Annotated in this window: 19 protein-coding genes; 11 read left to right on the top strand and 8 right to left on the bottom strand. The window is 39.5% G+C overall.

The features are described from left to right. Window positions 1-12: 12 nt before the first annotated feature. The 3 genes from PL11201_RS02480 to PL11201_RS02470 form a co-directional block, all read right to left on the bottom strand. On the bottom strand, window positions 13-1,227 hold the full coding sequence (locus PL11201_RS02480) for an RNA-guided endonuclease InsQ/TnpB family protein (RefSeq protein WP_079677061.1): 1,215 nt from the start codon (window positions 1,225-1,227) through the stop codon (window positions 13-15). 105 nt (window positions 1,228-1,332) lie between these two features. Further along, a complete protein-coding gene (locus PL11201_RS02475) occupies window positions 1,333-1,539 on the bottom strand; it encodes an RNA-binding S4 domain-containing protein (RefSeq protein WP_079677060.1) in 207 nt (68 codons plus the stop codon). A 173-nt stretch (window positions 1,540-1,712) separates the two neighbouring features. Beyond that, window positions 1,713-2,837, bottom strand: coding sequence for a THUMP domain-containing class I SAM-dependent RNA methyltransferase (locus PL11201_RS02470; protein WP_079677059.1), 1,125 nt, complete (start codon window positions 2,835-2,837; stop codon window positions 1,713-1,715). 468 nt (window positions 2,838-3,305) lie between these two features. On the opposite strand from PL11201_RS02470, the gene amt reads away from it, so the two are divergent. From amt to PL11201_RS02430, 9 genes are all read left to right on the top strand, one after another. Further along, complete coding sequence (amt, locus tag PL11201_RS02465) at window positions 3,306-5,990, top strand: ammonium transporter (RefSeq protein ID WP_079677058.1); 2,685 nt, start codon at window positions 3,306-3,308, stop codon at window positions 5,988-5,990. A 285-nt stretch (window positions 5,991-6,275) separates the two neighbouring features. Continuing rightward, entirely contained in the window at window positions 6,276-7,031 is a 756-nt protein-coding gene (locus PL11201_RS02460) for a GDSL-type esterase/lipase family protein (protein WP_339394339.1), read from the top strand. A gap of 4 nt (window positions 7,032-7,035) precedes the next feature. Next, window positions 7,036-8,205 (top strand): FAD-dependent urate hydroxylase HpxO, encoded by a 1,170-nt coding sequence (gene hpxO / locus PL11201_RS02455; protein ID WP_079677056.1) that lies wholly within the window; start codon window positions 7,036-7,038, stop codon window positions 8,203-8,205. Window positions 8,206-8,238: 33 nt separating this feature from the next. Further along, window positions 8,239-8,601, top strand: coding sequence for a hydroxyisourate hydrolase (uraH, locus tag PL11201_RS02450; protein WP_079677055.1), 363 nt, complete (start codon window positions 8,239-8,241; stop codon window positions 8,599-8,601). 5 nt (window positions 8,602-8,606) lie between these two features. After that, on the top strand, window positions 8,607-9,107 hold the full coding sequence (uraD, locus tag PL11201_RS02445; RefSeq protein WP_200816684.1) for a 2-oxo-4-hydroxy-4-carboxy-5-ureidoimidazoline decarboxylase: 501 nt from the start codon (window positions 8,607-8,609) through the stop codon (window positions 9,105-9,107). Between the two features lie 263 nt (window positions 9,108-9,370). Next, complete coding sequence (locus PL11201_RS02440; RefSeq protein WP_079677054.1) at window positions 9,371-9,622, top strand: hypothetical protein; 252 nt, start codon at window positions 9,371-9,373, stop codon at window positions 9,620-9,622. Further along, on the top strand, window positions 9,615-9,767 hold the full coding sequence (locus tag PL11201_RS26375) for a hypothetical protein (protein ID WP_159451501.1): 153 nt from the start codon (window positions 9,615-9,617) through the stop codon (window positions 9,765-9,767). The genes PL11201_RS02440 and PL11201_RS26375 overlap by 8 nt, the downstream gene beginning before the upstream one ends. A 103-nt stretch (window positions 9,768-9,870) precedes the next feature. Further along, window positions 9,871-11,196, top strand: a complete 1,326-nt coding sequence (guaD, locus tag PL11201_RS02435; RefSeq protein WP_079677053.1) for a guanine deaminase — start codon at window positions 9,871-9,873, stop codon at window positions 11,194-11,196. 34 nt (window positions 11,197-11,230) lie between these two features. Beyond that, window positions 11,231-11,890 (top strand): SH3 domain-containing protein, encoded by a 660-nt coding sequence (locus PL11201_RS02430; protein ID WP_079677052.1) that lies wholly within the window; start codon window positions 11,231-11,233, stop codon window positions 11,888-11,890. On the opposite strand, the gene PL11201_RS02425 is transcribed toward PL11201_RS02430, so the two are convergent. From PL11201_RS02425 to larC, 3 genes are all read right to left on the bottom strand, one after another. Then, entirely contained in the window at window positions 11,887-12,414 is a 528-nt protein-coding gene (locus tag PL11201_RS02425; RefSeq protein WP_079677051.1) for a Ycf51 family protein, read from the bottom strand. The two genes, PL11201_RS02430 and PL11201_RS02425, sit on opposite strands and share 4 nt — an antisense overlap. 160 nt (window positions 12,415-12,574) lie before the next feature. Next, entirely contained in the window at window positions 12,575-13,357 is a 783-nt protein-coding gene (locus PL11201_RS02420; protein ID WP_079677386.1) for a slipin family protein, read from the bottom strand. Window positions 13,358-13,650: 293 nt separating this feature from the next. Next, complete coding sequence (gene larC, locus PL11201_RS02415; protein WP_079677050.1) at window positions 13,651-14,922, bottom strand: nickel pincer cofactor biosynthesis protein LarC; 1,272 nt, start codon at window positions 14,920-14,922, stop codon at window positions 13,651-13,653. A gap of 68 nt (window positions 14,923-14,990) precedes the next feature. Between larC and PL11201_RS02410 the strand changes: the two genes are divergently transcribed. Further along, window positions 14,991-15,656 (top strand): L-threonylcarbamoyladenylate synthase, encoded by a 666-nt coding sequence (locus PL11201_RS02410; protein WP_079677049.1) that lies wholly within the window; start codon window positions 14,991-14,993, stop codon window positions 15,654-15,656. Window positions 15,657-15,814: 158 nt separating this feature from the next. Here PL11201_RS02410 and PL11201_RS02405 read toward each other — a convergent pair whose 3' ends face one another. Continuing rightward, window positions 15,815-16,108, bottom strand: a complete 294-nt coding sequence (locus PL11201_RS02405) for a hypothetical protein (protein ID WP_144017650.1) — start codon at window positions 16,106-16,108, stop codon at window positions 15,815-15,817. A gap of 249 nt (window positions 16,109-16,357) precedes the next feature. Here PL11201_RS02405 and PL11201_RS02400 point away from each other — a divergent pair, with 249 nt between their 5' ends. Continuing rightward, complete coding sequence (locus PL11201_RS02400) at window positions 16,358-17,845, top strand: aminotransferase-like domain-containing protein (RefSeq protein WP_234996594.1); 1,488 nt, start codon at window positions 16,358-16,360, stop codon at window positions 17,843-17,845. Window positions 17,846-17,976: 131 nt separating this feature from the next. Here the strand turns inward: PL11201_RS02400 and PL11201_RS02395 are convergent, their stop codons facing one another. Continuing rightward, window positions 17,977-18,339, bottom strand: a complete 363-nt coding sequence (locus tag PL11201_RS02395; protein WP_079677047.1) for a four helix bundle protein — start codon at window positions 18,337-18,339, stop codon at window positions 17,977-17,979. Between the last annotated feature and the right edge of the window lie 66 nt (window positions 18,340-18,405).

The raw sequence follows: 18,405 nt of genomic DNA, 5'->3' as shown, positions 1-18,405 counted from the left end.
CACTCCCTGTGCCTAAAGGCGTGGGGATTCTTTGTTCATAGAGCCAACTTGCTCGAACAGGATTTCTCCAGCCCGAGTAGAGGTCGATTCTCCCAAAGCGTTGCTCATGTCTAGCATGAAAGTTCCCGTATGCCCTACGGTACTCAATCCTCGACTAAGGATATTTCTAGCTGCATTTTCATCTCTATCCATGACACAACCGCACCTACAAACATGGGTTCTAGTGGATAGCGTTTTCTTAACAATTTCACCGCAACTAGAGCAATATGAGCTGGTATATTGCGGATTTACCGCTACCGTGACTCTTTCAAATACTTTCCCAAAATATTCAATCCAGACCCGAAACTGATACCAAGATGCGTCATTAATAGACTTAGCTAAACAATGATTTTTTACCAGATTTTTAATTCTCAAATCTTCGTAGGCTATCAAGTCGTTAGACTGAACTACGCACCGTGCTAATTTCACAGCATGGTCTTTACGTTGCCTACTTATTTTGAGGTGGCGTTTCCCTAAAATCTGTCTAGCTTTGCCTCGATTTTTTGAACCTTTGACTTTTCGGGAAATCCGACGTTGTGAACGTTTAAGAACCTTTTGACCTTGACGGAGAAATTTAGGATTCTCAACCGTGACTCCATTTGAATCGGTGTAGTATTCCTTCAAGCCCACATCTAGTCCAATAGTATTTCCAGAAGGTTTTGTATTTTCTTTCCGGTCAACATCGACACAGAATTGAACATACACGCCGTCTGCACGTTTTACTAATCTCACCCGTTTTATTTGGCTAATTTGGTAAAAGTGTAAGTCGCGTGTGCCTTTTAACTTGAGTTTACCAATATTTTTTTTATCGGTAAACTTTATGGATTTTCTATCATCTGCAAGTTTCCAACCCGTTGATTTATACTCAACAGAACGGCAGTTTTTCTGGAATTGGGGATATCCTTTTTTACCCGGAATTGACTTTTTGCAGTTCTCGTAAAAACGGGAAATAGCAGACCAGGCTCGTTCAGCACAAGATTGTCTGGCTTGAGAATTGAGTTCATTAGCAAACGGAAAATTCTTCGCAAGCACGGCGCAATATTTATTTAAATCATACTTATCTATTTTTTGATTATCCATCCAATAGCGTAAACAGCTATTGCGGACAAATTGTGCTGTACGAATTGCTTCCTTTACTGCTTCAATCTGACTGGCTTTTCCGTAAGTTTTGAACTCAAACACTAACATTGCCTTACCTCTAGCCTGATTTCTTATCCTATATTTTTGGGTACAAGATTGGTTGATATTGCAACAAAGGTTTACAATAAAAAGCCTAAGTAGAACTTAGGGGTTTTAAACCCATTTTTCCGATAAATTAACCGTTAAGGTTTTTCCATTAACCAACACTTTATCCCCTGTGACTAACTTTCGTCCCCTGCGAGTTTCAACCTCACCATTGACTTCAACATCACCAAATTTAATTAGGATTTTGGCTTGTCCCCCGGTGGAGACTTCACCCATAAATTTTAGAAATTGATCGAGTTTAATGGTTTCAGACATAAATCAAAATCGGTAAACAGTAAACAGTTATAGCAAGAGGCAATAGGGAATAGGCAATCTCGCTATAGGTAAATACTTACTGTGAGCAGCTTTTAGCTTTCAAGAATGTCCTAATAGATGTGGCGACTGCTATAACACCTTTGCAATAATCCTTATTCGCATCTTTTTATCTATTAATAAAGATCATACTTTAACAAAGTACAAGGCAAAGCCCCATTATACACCGCAATTCTTCGAGACGTTCTCAAACCCACTTGTTTTCCCAAGGCTTTATTTCCCGTCAGAATATAAGCCGTCCAGCCTTTAAATCGTTGTTTAAAAGTATCTCCCAACTGTTTATATAAAGCACCCAATTCTTCAGCATTTCCCAGACGTTCACCATAGGGAGGATTACAAATAATTACCCCATGATTCGCCGGAGCTTCCACCTCAGATAACTCCATTTGTTGTAACCGAATTTGTTCAGCAACGCCACAGCGTTGAGCATTTTCTGAGGCTTGATAAATAACATCCTCATCTTCATCTGAACCCACAATTGGGACGGTTAAGGTAGTTAATTTTGCATCTAAAGCATCCTGTTTTAGACTTTCCCACAATTTAGGATCAAAATCTTTCCACTTCATAAATCCAAAGGTTTCTCGGAATAGTCCGGGGGCAATATTTAAGGCTTTTAAACTTGCTTCTATTGGTAGGGTTCCCGACCCACATAAAGGATCTAAAAAAGGTACATCAGGATGCCATTCTGCCATATCCAATAAAGCTGCGGCCAGAGTTTCTTTCAAAGGTGCAATCCCAACAGCCGGACGATATCCCCGGCGATGTAAACTGGTTCCAGAACTATCTAAACTGAGAATCCCTTGGTTTTCGTGGATATGAAGATTAATCCATAAATCGGGATTATTAATATCAATATCGGAACGTTCTCCAAATTCCAAACGCTGTTGATCAATAATTGCATTCTTGACTTGTAAGGCGGTAAAATGGGTATGGTTTAAAATTTCATTTTTGCCTGTGCAGTTCACCGCAAAAGTATTTAGGGGCGATAAATAGTCATTCCAATTAATATTTTGAATTTCCTGATACAACTGCTCCCCATTGGCACAGGGAAACTCAGCAATAGGAACTAAAACCCGAAATAGGGTTCTTCCCCAAAGATTAACTCGATAAAGCAGTTGGCGGGAACCGGTGAAATGAACCCCTGCAAAATCGGGACGAACATCATGGGCGCCTAAACGTTCTAATTCTTGAGCGGCAACAAATTCTAAACCCTTGGCAACCGTGGCAAAATACTGGGTCATTCGGGAAAAAATTTTGAATATTACTATTCTATAATCCCATAACAAAGACAGGGTTCAAAATAGCTAACCACACAAAACAGCTAAAAACTGGATTAATTACCGTCTTGAGCCCAGCAATATTAATCTAATCTCGATAGACTCTTCAAAATCAGAGTTTTCACAAAAAACGTATGTTTCCTTTTTGTCAGAAAGGACACCGGCGACTGGCCGTGTTTCGTCTCGGTGTCCTTAACTGGTTCGCTCCTCACACGCTTGTTACTCTATCCAAACCCCGTTACATTTGTCAACACCTAAAATATTTTTTTTTCTTATTTCAGGGTTTTAGCCCCTAAAATAAGGCTTTCGGGCTGAAGGATTCTAGTTTGGGCCTTGTAAAATCCATACGGATTGCGTAACGGTATAAAAGTCCACAAAAACTTTTAAGAGAAATTGAGACAATATCGGGTTGATTGAGTAACCAATAATTCAGTGATTGATATTCTCTGGCTGCTGGTCTGTTCGGGCTTAGTCTTTCTGATGCAGCCCGGATTTATGTGTTTAGAGTCGGGTTTGACCCGCTCCAAGAATAGTATTAATGTTGCCGTCAAAAATTTTGCCGACTTTGGCATTTCGGTGGCTTTGTTTTGGGCCTTTGGCTATGCCATTATGTTCAGCAGAGCGGCCATGGGCGGTATTGACCCCCAGGCTTTCTTTTTTGATACCACCTCGAATCCGGGGCAAGCCGCATTTTTTCTGTTTGAAGCTATGTTTTGCAGTACCGCCACAACAATCGTTTCAGGGGCATCGGCGGAACGGATGAAGTTTGGAGCTTATTTATTAGTCGCGGCTTTAACCTCCGGGATTATTTACCCCATCTTTGGTCATTGGGCCTGGAATGGGATTGAAACCAACCATTTAATCGGGTGGTTAGGAAAAATTGGATTTGTGGATTTTGCCGGGTCTACCATCGTTCATAGCATGGGCGGATGGGTTTCCCTGGCGGTTCTGTTGGTGATTGGGCCTAGGTTGGGACGCTTTACCTCCGATAAACCTCCTCAACAAATGCGTGGCTCTAACCTTCAGTTATCCGTATTGGGGGCGATGTTGTTGTGGTTAGGGTGGTTAGGGTTTAACGGGGGCAGTTATTTACATTTAGACATTCGAGTCGCCACGGTGATTGTGAATACCATCTTAGCCGGGACATCGGGAATGTTGGTCGGAGCGGTCTTAGGGTGGGTATTGCATCGCCGCCCGGAAGTTGAACTGATTATTAATGGTTCCTTGGCGGGTTTAGTTGCCATTACCGCATCTTCCCATGTGATTTCGACTCCCATGGCTTCCTTAATTGGTGGGGTGGGTGCAGCCGTCATGGTGTTAGTGTCTGTCACCTTGCAACGATGTCAGATTGATGATGCCGTTGATGCGATTGCGGTTCATGCGGGGGGTGGAGTTTGGGGAACCCTCGCCGTGGGTCTGTTTGGCAATCTCCATCTCCTGAATACCGGGTTATCCCGCACGGAACAATTGCTGGTTCAAGTTTTGGGGATTGGAGTTTCTTTTATTTGGGGATTTGGCTTAACTTGGTTGATTCTATCGATTATCAATCATTACTTCCCATTACGAGTTTCCCTTGAGGCAGAAACAACGGGGTTAAATATTTCTGAACATGGAGCCAAAACCGAAATTTATGATTTGTTTGAAGTCATGGAATATCAAGCCCGTACCCAAGACTTTAAACAACGGGTTCCTCAAAATCAATTTACCGAAGTGGGTCAAATTGGCTGTCGCTATAACCAAGTGATGCAGGCTTTAGAAGATTCCTTAAACCAAACCGAGGCAATTATTGAAAATGCCACGGATGCCATGATTACCTTTGCTAATCCATCGGGAGAAATTTTAAGGACTAATCCCAGTGCGGAAACCATATTTGGATATTCGGCTGCGGAATTAGTGGGAACCTCGATATTACATTTATTTGACTGGCCAACTTCCCAGATTCAAGAGCAGAAAACCCTATTGGAAAAATGCCTATTACAAGGACGTCAAGAGATTGTGGGTCGTCGGGCGAATGGCTCTTGTTTCCCCCTGGAAGCCACGATTAATCAAGCTAAACTCGGCTATCAATCGTTTTATCTGGGAACCTTTCGGGATTTATCGGCCCATAAACGAGCCGAAGAAGCCCTGCAACAAGCCGAAGAACGGTTAAAAACTTCTCTGGAATTAAAGCGAAAAAATGATGAACTTAAAAACACCCTGAAAGAACTTAAAAAAACTCAAATTAAACTGATTCAAAGTGAAAAAATGTCGAGTTTGGGTCAGTTGGTCGCGGGGATTGCCCATGAAATTAATAATCCGGTTAATTTTGTTTATGGTAATTTGATTCACGCCACCAATTATACCCGGGATGTGCTGAATTTATTAGATATTTATCAAAAAGAATATACTAATCCTAGTGTTAAAATTCAGCAAGAGATTGAATCGGTTGATTTGGATTTTCTCAAGGAGGATTTTCCTAAAATTGTCGAATCCATGCAAGTCGGGGCTGACCGGATTCGAGATATTGTGCGGTCTTTGAGAACCTTTTCTCGCCATGATGAAGCCGAATTAAAACAGGTGAGTCTTCATGATGGAATAGAAAGTACCTTGATGATTCTGAAAAATAAACTGAAACCCCAGGGGAAATTAACCGGAATTGAAGTGATTAAGGAATATGGGAATATTCCCTTAATTGAATGCTATCCAGGGCCACTGAATCAGGTATTTATGAATCTGATTAGTAATGCCATTGATGCTCTACATGATTCAATGATGCAGGATAAGTTTTCTCTGATATCCTGTGATAAATCTAAGATTCAACCTCAAATTTCGATTAGAACTCTATTGGTGAATCACCAACGAATTATTGTCGAAATTGCCGATAATGGTTTGGGGATTCCTAAAGAGATTCGCTGTAAGCTATTTGACCCATTTTTTACCACTAAACCCGTAGGAAAAGGCACAGGTTTAGGATTATCAATTAGCTATCAAATTATTGTCGAACACCATAAAGGTCGAATCTGGTGCGAGTCAGAAGTGGGGGAATACACTAAATTTTTGATCGAAATTCCGGTCAAACAAATCCTGGAGTCTAAGGTTCATAAAACCGGTGAAAGGCTGTTGACCATTGACGGTTGACCCACAACCGAACCCTGCCCGGCAATCGAAAATCACTCAAAAAACTGTATTGCTGAATACAGAAATTAGATTATTGACACTCCCCCGTCACAGCGTAGCTTGATGGGGATTCTTTGTAGATTGGGAGAAACAAGGTTAAATGTTAAATGAACAGGTTAGGCTGAGTTAGTTTTGTTTAAGCAGCATTGGAATCCAGTATTTATTCGCTCGAAAACAATTCCGTATTGGGCTTGGATATCCTTAATCGGCAATGGACTACTCTTGTTTATCATCTTGGGATTGATGATGCACAGACAATCTATTTCTGATGCCACCTCTGTATCGGCCCTGACGGATGGGGTTCAAACCCATCAATTACCCTCGGCATCAGAATCCGCGTTAATGGGTATTCCCCGTCATCGTTGGACTTATGAACAATGGGTGGAACAGTTGGGGCGCGAGGCTAATGCCGTTGCCAGCAACCCCCCGGAACGTTTAAGTATTTTAGCGGGAGATTCCTTAAGTTTGTGGTTTCCAACGGAACTTCTGCCCTCAGAAAGAACTTGGTTAAATCAAGGCATTTCTGGGGAAACTTCGACAGGATTATTAAAGCGGGTTAAATTATTTGATATTACTCAACCGGAAACTATTTTTGTCATGATTGGCATTAATGATTTAATTCGGGGAATAGATGATAGTACATTATTAAATAATTATCGAGATATTATTCGGGATTTACGTTGGGTACATCCCGATGCTCAAATCGTGGTGCAATCTATTCTTCCCCATAGCGACAAACAGTCTAACTGGGAAGGACGCGATCGCTTATTAAAAATTTCTAATCAACGAATCCGTCACTTAAATCAAGAGTTGAAATTCATTGCCCAGGAAGAAGGAGCTTATTTTTTAAATTTACATTCCCTCTTTATTGATGCAGAAGGCAATTTAAGACCGGAATTAAGTACCGATGGTTTACATCTGAATCAACAAGGTTATTTGGTTTGGAGTTCCGCCCTAAAAATCTATAGTCAAATTGCCCTAGAACCATCTTCTAACCCTTAAAATTATGAATCATCTCAAAATTATTATTATCGGTGCCGGAATTGGCGGTTTAACGGCTGGTTTAGCTCTAAAACGGGCAGGATATACCGTAGAAATTTATGAAAAAACTAGGGAAATTCGTCCCGCCGGAGCCGGAATTTCTATTTGGTCAAATGGGGTTAAAGTTCTCAATAGTTTAGGTTTAGGGGATGAAATTGCCAAAATCGGTGGACAGATGGATAGGATGGAATATCGCAGTCATACCGATGAATTATACAATCAAATTAATCTCCATCCCGTAACCGAAACCGTAGGACAGCGACCCTATCCCGTGTCTCGAACAGAATTACAATCCTTGCTTTTAAATGCCTTTAATAATAATATTGAAACCGTTAAACTGAATACTCAATTTATCGGCGTTGAACAGGATGCCCAGGGTATCACCGCCTATTTTGCCAATGGAGATCAAACCCGAGGTGACCTCTTAATTGCCGCCGATGGCATTCATTCTCAATTGCGAGATTATGTGGTCGGTCATCCGGTAGAATTGCGTTATGCGGGTTATGTGAATTGGAATGGTTTAATTGAAATAAATCCCAATTTAGGAGATAAAAATACTTGGGTGATTTATGTCGGAGAAAGTAAACGAGCCTCGATGATGCCCATTGGAAATAATCGGTTTTATTATTTCTTTGGTTGTCCAATGGCTAGGGGAATAATCGTTGAACCAGATCATCGTCAACGGGAGTTAAAACAAATATTTGCCCAATGGCCGTCTCCCGTTCAATGTTTAATAGAAACTCTCAATCCCCAGGAATTAAACCGTTTAGAGATTCATGATTTAGACCCCTTAGAAACCATCGTTAAAGGTCGAGTTGTACTGTTAGGAGATGCCGCCCATGCTTCCACCCCAACCCTCGGACAAGGAGGCTGTCAAGCTATGGAAGATGCAGAAATCTTATCTCGATTTCTATTAACCACTAATTTAGGAGTAGAATATGCTTTAAAACGATATGAAACTGAACGGAAAGAACGGACTTCAACCCTAGTTATCAAAGCCCGAAAAAGAGCCGATATAATTTATGGAAAAGATCCCTATTTAACCCAACAATGGTATCAACAACTCCAACAAGAAACCGAACAGGATGTTACCCAGGCTCTATCTAAAACCATCCTAGGCGGCCCCTTTCACTAAAACAAATATCCCATTACCCATTACCCATTACCTATGGTTGGTAAACTCACAACCCATGTTTTAGATACAGCCCAAGGTCATCCGGTCGCAAATTTAAAAATTGAATTATGGCAAATTCATACAGATATAGGGGAAAGAATTTTACTCAAAACTGCTATTACAAATCAAGACGGTAGAACCGATATCCCCCTATTAACAGAAACCGAATTAAACCAGGGAATTTATGAATTAGTTTTTGCCGTTGGAGACTATTTTAAAACCCAATATAAATCCCTAGATTATCCCTTATTTTTAGATTATATTCCGATTCAATTTGGCATTGCCAACCCCACCGTTGCCTATCACGTTCCCCTACTAGTTTCTCCCTGGTCTTATAGTACCTATCGAGGCAGTTAAACCCCATGCAAACCTATTCCTTATCCCAAGTTAATCAAATGACTCAAGCGGAATTTATCGCAGCATTAGGGTCTATTTTTGAAGCATCTCCTTGGATAGCAAAACAAGCAGAATTAAAACGACCATTTGAGACTATAGAAATATTATATCAAACAATGGTTGCCATCGTTAAAAATAGTAATTCACAACAACAATTAGCTTTAATTCGTGCCCATCCCGACTTAGGAAGTAAAACAAAAATGGCAGAATCTTCGGTAAAAGAACAAGCCGGAGTCGGGTTAGACCGTCTAACATCGGCTGAATATCAACACTTTCATCAACTCAACCAAACGTATAAAAATAAATTTGGGTTTCCTTTTATTATTGCTGTTAAAAATCAGACCAAAACCAGTATTTTAGCTGCGTTTGAACAAAGGTTAAATCATTCGATAGAGCAAGAACAAATAACCGCCCTAGAAGAAATTTATAAAATCGCCCAATTTCGTCTTTATGAAAAAACAGTTTAAATACGCAACAGCTTAGTCTATGAGTTTGCAGAGCAACCCGCTTTGCTGCTCAAAGAGTTAGGTCATCGCCATTCCAGAAAAACAGACGTGCTGGTGAGTGTCACTATTCACTGGACACTTCAATATTTAAAGATACGCTATAATCGCTTAATCGGACACAATTTTAGTTAAAAAGTATCATTATGATTGCTAATACTTTTTTTTGTAGTTATTCTGATTACTTTTGACTTCCCACAATAAACAATTAAAATCTTACCTAAAGTATGAAAGGAATCCAATTTATTGTCGATGAAAACGGAGAAAAAACCGCCGTTGTGATTGATTTAAAAGAATGGGGAAATTTATGGCAACAATTCTCCCAAATTCTTTTGAAAAATTTTTCCAGTAAAGAAGATTGGTTACATCAACCCCAGATGGAAGAAAAACTAGATCAAGCCTTAGAATGGAATTGTAATCATCAACCTCAAATTTCGGATTTAGAAGATTTAGAAACACAATTAAATGATTATGAATAAAGTGTTACTAGACTTAAATAATCCTGTTTTTCAACAAGATTTATTCGCTTTACCAAAACCAGAATCCCTGGCTGTCTTAAAAACCTTAAAAAAGATTTCTCAATTAACTTGGCAACAATTGTATGAAGATCAGGGATTAAAATGAGATGGGTTTTTTCTTTTAATAAACCTATATACAATTTTGAACCTCCAATACCTTTGATCGATTTAAATACACAACAGCTTACCAACCTAAAATCCCATCACTGATGACCTACTTAAAACTATTTCGCTCATCATTTTTAGACTTTATTGATGACCCTTTTTATGAATCTGAAGAAACCAGTGTTCGTTATCTTGCCGATGGATTATTAGTTATAGAATATGGAATTATTATAGACTTCGATGATTATAACATTTTAAAAGACAAATATCAAGGGTTTACTATTACCCATTATCCTAATTTATTAATATTACCAGGATTGATTGATACCCATATTCATTTTCCCCAAACTGAAATGATTGCCTCCTATGGAAAACAACTCTTAGAATGGTTAAATCAATATACCTTCCCCACAGAACGTAAATTTAGTAGTAAAGAATATGCTCAACAAATCGCGGCATTTTTCCTAGATGAATTACTCAAAAATGGAACCACAACCGCCCTAGTTTTTGCCACGGTTTTCCCCCAGTCCGTTGATGCTTTCTTTGAAGAAGCCTATCACCGGAATTTACGCATGATTTCTGGTAAGGTGATGATGGATAGTCATGCCCCCAATTATTTAAAAGATACTCCCGAAACCTCCTATCAAGAGAGCAAAATACTAATCCAAACTTGGCATAAAAAAGGACGTTTACTCTATGCTATCACCCCTCGTTTTGCCATAACTTCTAGTCCTGAGCAGTTAAAAATAGCTGGAAAATTATTAACAGAATTTCCCGATGTTTATTTACAAACCCATCTTTCAGAAAATCTCCAAGAAGTTGAATTAGTCGCCGAACTTTTCCCCGAGGCTCCTCACTATTTAGGGGTTTATGACCAGGCGGGTTTAGTTGGAGAACGTTCAATTTTTGCCCATAGTATTCATTTAACTCCAGATGAATTTCAACGGTTATCTGAAGCTAAATCAGCGATCGCATTTTGCCCTACTTCTAATTTATTCCTCGGAAGTGGACTGTTTAAACTCCATGAAGCCAAATCTAAAACCCATCCCATTAACATTGGTTTGGGTAGTGATATTGGAGCCGGAACCAGTTTTTCCCTCCTCCAAACTGCTAATGAGGCATACAAAGTTGCTCAACTACAAAATCAAAATCTCTCACCCTTTCAAGCCTTATTTTTAGCCACATTAGGCGGAGCAAAAGCCCTAAAATTAGAGGATAAAATTGGTAACTTTAATTTGGGAAAAGAAGCGGATTTTATTGTTTTAGACTATAATTCAACTCCTTTAATGACTTTAAGAAATCAACAAATTTCCGAACCTCAAACCCGATTAAAAATTGCCGAAACCATCTTTAGTTTAATTATATTAGGGGATGACCGAGCCATTCGAGCCACTTATATTATGGGAAAGAGAGCATATCCAAACCCATAGGATACAATAAAATAATACACTTGCAATTGATAATATGATTCCTACAGCTATTGTTACAACTCCCAATGATACCCTGAATATCCGTTCTACTCCCAACGGTGAAATTGTTGATATTTTGAACGATGGAACCCAGGTTGAAATTAGTGGGGATTCTGTTAATATTGAGGGTGAAATCTGGACACCTATTGGTACAAATCGTTGGGTGGCTGCGAAATACTTAACACTTATTGATGCCGAAATTTTAGCCATTCCAGGTGCTAAAATTATATCCACACAAACCGAAGAACAAATCGGAGGAGGTTTACAAGTTTATCAAACCCAATTAGTAGATAATACGGGTAAAATTATTAATACCGTGCGCTGTGTTTCCGGTCGTATTGGTCATCAAATTCCCTGCGATATATCGGGAACTCAAACACCATTACCCTTTGGGATTTATACCTTTGATGCTCCGGGTATCGTTGAAGATGCACCCGGAGAATTTGGCGGGGTTTGGTCAGCAATTACACCAACTTTTCCCACACAAAGAGTGGGGTTAGGTGTTCATTATGACCCCTCGGCTTTTTTATCTGTTTCAGAAACCGGAACATCAGGATGTTTAGCTACACCAACCATAGAAGAACGAGAGATAATGACAACCTTTATTCTCGAATATCAACCCACCCATTTAATTGTTCAAAAACCAAAAAACTAAGACTGAAATTGTTTTAAACGAGCCAGATTTTTCTGGAAAATCTGAATATCTAAGTTTTCATTTTCTTGTTCAGTCACAGAACGTTTAACTTGACCTAAATAGAGAGGTTGAGAAAGGTTGGCATCGGGGTGAACAAGGGTTCTGGCACGAACTAATAGCGGGGCTTGAAATTGTCCCCCCCGTCCAGAAGAATATAAATCCGACGCCGCTTGACGCAAGGTGGCATCTAATTCGGTTTTGGTAATATTAGGTGCAACAGCAATCACAATCTGTCTACTCCCATCATCAAAGACCCGAGTATAACGTGCTGCCCCAGGAATTTGAACATGATGAAATAAACCCAAACCTAGACCAAAAACTCCACCCGTTAGAACCCCTGTAAAGGCGGTAATTCCTACTAACCTAAACCTAATTCCCCATTTAAAAATAAATGAGAATACGGTAATTACAGCCAGAACTAAAGTGGAAATTCCTATCCATTTAGAAAAGTTGAGCAATTCTGCTGTTGATAATGAGAAGTCCATGACGGTGGTTAAATAAACAACATCTAAACTTATAGCTTAATATTAAAAGGGTTACTTTGCATATTAATATTGTCTATAATTAATCCTAAAATCACTTTAAGGGTTTGGTCTCCAAACCCTTAAGAGGGTTAAAGTTGAAGACTAGACCCCATACTTGCGATTATACTTTCGGGGGTAGAGGAGGTTTTTGTTGGTGTGGAACACTCAAATTTTGAACAAATGGTAGTATATCAGAGGGAAGCACCACAATAGTTGTGGTGTTATTTTCTATCCCAATTTCCGAGAGCATTTGTAACCGTCTTAACTCCAATGCAGCAGGATTTGCCATAATTAATTGAGAGGCTTCTGCTAATTTAATTGAGGCTTCTTGTTCCGCTTCCGCTTTAATTAAACGGGAACGTTTTTCTCGAAGTGCTTCTGCTACTTTTGCCATAGCTCGTTGCATAGAAGTAGGAATTTCAACATCTTTCATTTCCACTCTTTCAATCACAACTCCCCAGGATTCAGTCATTTCATCCACGAGTTCTTGAATTTTCTGATTAATTTTATCTCGATTTTGTAAAACATCATCAAGACTACTTTGACCTATGACATTTCGTAGGGTCGTTAAGGCAGCTTGATAAACTGCTTTTTCATAACTTTCTACCTTAACAATTGCCTTGGAAGGATCAATTAAACGGTAATAAAGAACTGCATTCACTCGAATAGTTACACTATCAGATGTAATCGTTTCTTGCGGTTCAATATCAACGGTTTTGGTTCTAATATCCACTTGAACTTTTTGATCAATTGCCGGAATAATCCAATATAAACCCGGCCCTTTAATTGCTTGAATTCGTCCTAATCTGAAAATCACTCCCCGTTGATATTCTCGATCTAATTTAAACCCTGAAATTGTTAAATAAGCTAATAGAATAAAGAAAGAGCCAAAGACATAATTCATGGTTTTTTGATCTCCAATCTTAACTCCATTATAAATAGTGCCAGAAGTTAAGCCCAATTTCTTAATATTCTTTTATAGATTCCCAGCTAGATAATTAAGCGATCTGATTTATATGATATAATCATACTTCAGTTTGGTAATTTTTTTTGCTGAATCTCAGAACTAATAACTAATAACTAATGACTAATTTCTGGTACGGGCGGGTTTATCGAGATTTAGGTGATTAACAAAGATCTAAAAGAACCCGCCCCTACAACTGATAACTGGTAACTGAAAAAGCCCATTCCCTATCTTTAAGGTAAACCATACCAACTTTGTAATGCTAATCTATGAACTTCTAACCAACTAACTTTATGCTGTTTAGCTAGTTTTGCACAGTCTTCATATTCCGGTTGAACATTCGTGATCTTTTTACCTGAAAAACCCACTTTAACTCTAACTGCACCATATTGAGTTTCAACTGTTTGAATATCCCGTTTCAAAATACTCCGATTTTGTAGCGTATGACGAATGCCTAATGTTGTAGTTTCTCGAAATAATATAGCTTCACAAACTTGACGGTGTTCGGGATGACAAATTACCGTCAATAATACGCCTAAACGGGATTTTTTCATGGTAATTGGTTGACTAAAAACATCAATAGCTCCCGCTTGAAATAACAATTCAAAAGTATAAGCAATCACTTGAGGACTTAAATCATCAATTTGAGTTTGTAGTACAGAAATAGTTTCTGCAATCGTTTGAATTTCTGTATTAACCGTTGAAAAAATATCGGAATCCAGAGATTGATGTTGTTCGCCCACCCATAGTCTTAAAATATTAGGAATCGGTAAATCCCTAGACCCTGCACCTAATCCAATAGTTTGAATCGATAAAGCCGGAGGTTCTCCAAAACCTTGAGCTAAAGTAACTGCAATTGCCGCCCCCGTTGGTGTCACCAATTCCCGTTCAATTCCATTACTATAAACTGGAACTTTCCCCATTTCAAATAACTTTAAAACCGCCGGAGCCGGAACAGGTAATTGACCATGAGCCGCCCAAACTGTTCCTCCTCCAGTCGGTAATGTTGAACAATAAAATTGTTCAATATTTAACCAATCTAAACCCAAACAAGTCCCGACAATATCCACAATTGCATCCGTCGCTCCGACTTCATGAAAATGCACTTCTTCAACGTTCATACCATGGACTGCGGCTTCTGCTTGGGCTAACTTGCGAAAAATAGCTAAACTCCAAATTTCCACCTGTTGAGGCAATTTAGCTTGTATAATGATTGCTTCAATTTGTGATAAATGCCGGGTGGCACTAGAATGATGATGATGTTCATGATCATGATCATCATCATGATCATCGGAGTTTTGTTGAGTTAAATTAACAGAAACTTTTGTGGCTAACTGCCCTTGGCGACGCACAGGTTCGGCTTTTAACTCATATTCTGCCCCAATTCCCAGTAACTCTAACTTTTCTTTTAAATAGTCCAGGGGAACACCCGCGTGGACTAATGCTCCTAGACACATATCGCCAGAAATTCCTGTCGGACATTGGAAATAACCAATCTTAGCCATAATTTGTCGTTAGTCTGCTAGTCTTGAAATCGATATAAAATTTGTTTTCTAAAATACAACATATTACTATGGCAATTCTATACGAAATTCATCCCCAAAACCCCCAAGAACGCATCCTGGAAAAAATCAAAGACGACCTCAAGGATGGGGCGGTGATGCTATATCCGACGGATACAGTCTATGCTATTGGTTGTGATTTGACGGTGAAGTCAGCCATTGAACGAGTCCGACGCATCAAACAACTCTCCAATGATAAACCCCTAACTTTCCTGTGTTCTTCCCTATCTAATATTACAGATTATGCCATTGTGAGTGACTCCGCTTATCGTTTAATTAAGCGATTAGTCCCCGGGACATACACTTTCTTATTACCCACGACTAAATTAGTTCCTAAATTAGTCATGTCTCCTAAACGAAAAACCACGGGTATTCGGGTTCCTAATCATCAAGGTTGTTTGTCCATTCTTAAAACTTTAGGCAATCCCATTATTTCAACTTCTGCCCATATTACCACAGAAGAAGAAGGTCAAGCTCCGATTGCTTTACCCATAGAACATGAAGTTGATAAAGCCAGATTATATGATAGTTTAGGCAAGTTAGTCGATATTATTGTGGATGATACCTCAGACCCAGGATATCATGTTTCAACCATTATTGATTTAACCACTGATCAACCTATTATTATTAGAAAAGGTCAAGGTTGGGAAGAAGTAGAAGAATGGTTTCAAGAATAATTATAGCAGTTGTAGGGGCGGGTTAATCGAGATGCGCGGTGATTAACAAATATCTAACAGAACCCGCCCTTACTTACTTCTTTTTGTTTTCGTGGTTTAATTAAAATGATCACACCAAAAATCCCCCTTTTAAGGAGGATTTAGGTAGTTTTATTTTCTTATGAATTATAACGTTTTTCTAACCAAATTCTAACTTCCTGCTCCGTATCAAATCGGGCTTTATGACCCGTAACCGGATCATAAATCTGCCAAATCCTATTGCCTTTAGCGTCTTTTTTTTGCCAGATTTTAGGTTCAGTTGGTGAAGCTAAGGCGTTCACAAATATTGCTGTAATACTTTGGAGACGATGAAGAATATTTTGCCCCAGACTCAACCCTTTATCCTGATAACTGGGCAATAGGGTCAACGATGTGTGCAGCGTTGCTAATGATGAACTTTTGCTCATTTTCATCCGATTCACCTCACTAAAAATGGATGGTGAGTTATCCCAAAATTAAACAAACACCGATGACAAACCGGGGTGTTTGGTTTCAGTACACTTCACCCGAAAAAACCTGATTCTGTCCCGTTTAATCCTTGCTTAATTCCCACTAGGGAAAACTAATCTTGTTCTATTCCTATTGTTATATTTTCCATCTCACCCGTACAGATGCAGTTATACTAAATTGTAACCATAACAGTTTTATTGATCTGAACTGTTATGCTAGTTCTCACCCTCAACTGTTACCCCCCGACCCACCCCATGAAAGTTAGACCCCTGGAAACGGAAAATGGTACAAACCTCTATGAGCAGGTAGCCCATAGAATAGAAGGCTTAATTATTGAAGGCACTTTACAAACGGGCGATCGCATTCCCTCCGTGCGAAAAATGCACCAACAGATGAACGTGAGTATTTCTACGGTCTTAGAAGCCTATCGTTTATTAGAAGACCGGGGATTAATTGCCGTGCGTCCCCAGTCCGGTTATTTTGTCCGTCCAGGTGTGCTATCCCATCGAGAGGAACCCAACCCCTCAGCCCCGCCCCACCAAGCCTTAAAGGTGGATACCTCCCTCGCTGTGCGGATTAATCGCACCCTGCGGGAACCAAATATCATTAAACTCGGGGCGGCGGTGGCCGATCCGTCCCTACTTCCCCTGGCTACCCTAAACCGTTTGATCGGACAAGCCTTGAGAAATGATCCGCAGCGCTGCCATTCCTATGATGTCCTACCCGGTTGTGAACCCCTGCGGCATGAAGTTGCCCGTCGGTTAATGGAAGCCGGATGTTCGATCACACCAGATCAGATTTTGATTACCAATGGCACCACCGAAGCCCTGTATTTATCCTTGAGAGCGATCACCCAACCCGGGGATACCATTGCCATTGAATCCCCCTCCTATTATGGATTATTAGAAGTCATCGCCTCACTGAATTTACGCGCCTTGGAATTACCTACCCATCCCCGGGAGGGGCTCTGTTTAGACACCTTAGAAACGGCATTAAAAAAATGTTCAATTGCCGCTTGTGCCTTAGTGTCTAATTTTAGTAATCCTTTAGGCACTTGTATGAGTGATTTACATAAAAAACAATTAGTTACACTTTTAGAAACATATAATATTCCCTTAGTAGAAGATGATGTTTATGGGGATTTATGTTTTCAAGGAAACCGCCCGAAAGCGATTAAAGCCTTTGATCAAAAAGGATTAGTTTTATATTGTGCTTCCTGTAGTAAAACCCTATCCCCAGGATTACGGGTGGGTTGGTTGGTAGCAGGACAATATCAAACTCAGGTCGAACAATTAAAACTATTTACTAATATGGCTACGGCTACTGTCAATCAGTTAGCGATCGCCGCTTTTTTATCCAATGGTGGCTATGAACGACATTTGCGCCAATTAAGACGAGCTTATTATGAACAGGTGATGCGCATGACCCAGGCAATTTGTGATTATTTTCCCCCAGAAACCAAAGTTTCTCGTCCTTCTGGGGGTCATGTCCTCTGGGTAGAATTGCCCGCTCATTTTGACGCTTTAGAATTACATGAACAAGCCTGTCAACATCAAATTAGTATTGCTCCGGGTTCAATGTTTTCGGCATCGGGAGCCTATAAAAATTGTTTTCGATTAAACTGTGGTTTGCCCTGGTCAGATCAACTGGAGCAAGCGATGAAAATTTTGGGGAATTTAATTAAAAATATAAATAATTAGGGAATAGGGAATGGGCAATGGGCAATGGAAAAAAAGGAGTGGGGAATAGGGAATGGGCAATGGAAAAAAAAGGTGTGGGGAATAGGGAATGGGCAATGGGCAATGGAAAAAAAGGAGTGGGGAATAGGGATTTATTTTTCAAGTGTTCTAATAAGAGAAATAATCATTCTAGTTTCAGATTGTAGATCATTTATTAAAGATTCTATATCTTTTTTATCACATAATCCTACAGATTCAGCCAGAAAAAGATGGGTTTGTAATTCGTTAATAGAGCCTTGTGCAATATTGAGAAAACGTTTATATTCGACCGATGATCTTCTACCGTATCCTTCCGAAATATTTGCCGGAATTGATGAAGCTGATCTTCTGATTTGTTGAACCATTCCATATAACTCATCTTTGGGAAATTGCTTAGTTAGAAAATAACATTGTTTAGCTATATCCATACCTTTTTGCCAAATTCTTAAGTCTTTAAAATCATTTACTTCAGACATAAAATACACCTATAGTAGTTCTATTTGATTAGGGTTAAAAATTTATGATCAATAGGGAATGAGCAA

The organism is Planktothrix sp. PCC 11201 (genome assembly GCF_900009135.1).
GTDB lineage: Bacteria > Cyanobacteriota > Cyanobacteriia > Cyanobacteriales > Microcoleaceae > Planktothrix.
The sequence above is the reverse complement of the archived record's forward strand: the minus strand, read 5'-3'. Positions and strand labels throughout refer to the sequence as shown.

Coding starts and splice junctions, on each gene's coding strand:
- larC (WP_079677050.1), bottom strand. CDS start 14,922: ATGGCTAAGATTGGTTATTTCCAATGTCCGACAGGAATTTCTGGCGAT.
- PL11201_RS02410 (WP_079677049.1), top strand. CDS start 14,991: ATGGCAATTCTATACGAAATTCATCCCCAAAACCCCCAAGAACGCATC.
- guaD (WP_079677053.1), top strand. CDS start 9,871: ATGACCTACTTAAAACTATTTCGCTCATCATTTTTAGACTTTATTGAT.
- PL11201_RS02420 (WP_079677386.1), bottom strand. CDS start 13,357: ATGAATTATGTCTTTGGCTCTTTCTTTATTCTATTAGCTTATTTAACA.
- PL11201_RS02470 (WP_079677059.1), bottom strand. CDS start 2,837: ATGACCCAGTATTTTGCCACGGTTGCCAAGGGTTTAGAATTTGTTGCC.
- PL11201_RS02475 (WP_079677060.1), bottom strand. CDS start 1,539: ATGTCTGAAACCATTAAACTCGATCAATTTCTAAAATTTATGGGTGAA.
- PL11201_RS02480 (WP_079677061.1), bottom strand. CDS start 1,227: ATGTTAGTGTTTGAGTTCAAAACTTACGGAAAAGCCAGTCAGATTGAA.
- uraH (WP_079677055.1), top strand. CDS start 8,239: ATGGTTGGTAAACTCACAACCCATGTTTTAGATACAGCCCAAGGTCAT.
- PL11201_RS02395 (WP_079677047.1), bottom strand. CDS start 18,339: ATGTCTGAAGTAAATGATTTTAAAGACTTAAGAATTTGGCAAAAAGGT.
- PL11201_RS02425 (WP_079677051.1), bottom strand. CDS start 12,414: ATGGACTTCTCATTATCAACAGCAGAATTGCTCAACTTTTCTAAATGG.
- PL11201_RS02405 (WP_144017650.1), bottom strand. CDS start 16,108: ATGAAAATGAGCAAAAGTTCATCATTAGCAACGCTGCACACATCGTTG.
- PL11201_RS02460 (WP_339394339.1), top strand. CDS start 6,276: ATGCACAGACAATCTATTTCTGATGCCACCTCTGTATCGGCCCTGACG.
- PL11201_RS26375 (WP_159451501.1), top strand. CDS start 9,615: ATGAATAAAGTGTTACTAGACTTAAATAATCCTGTTTTTCAACAAGAT.
- uraD (WP_200816684.1), top strand. CDS start 8,607: ATGCAAACCTATTCCTTATCCCAAGTTAATCAAATGACTCAAGCGGAA.
- PL11201_RS02400 (WP_234996594.1), top strand. CDS start 16,358: ATGCTAGTTCTCACCCTCAACTGTTACCCCCCGACCCACCCCATGAAA.
- PL11201_RS02430 (WP_079677052.1), top strand. CDS start 11,231: ATGATTCCTACAGCTATTGTTACAACTCCCAATGATACCCTGAATATC.
- hpxO (WP_079677056.1), top strand. CDS start 7,036: ATGAATCATCTCAAAATTATTATTATCGGTGCCGGAATTGGCGGTTTA.
- PL11201_RS02440 (WP_079677054.1), top strand. CDS start 9,371: ATGAAAGGAATCCAATTTATTGTCGATGAAAACGGAGAAAAAACCGCC.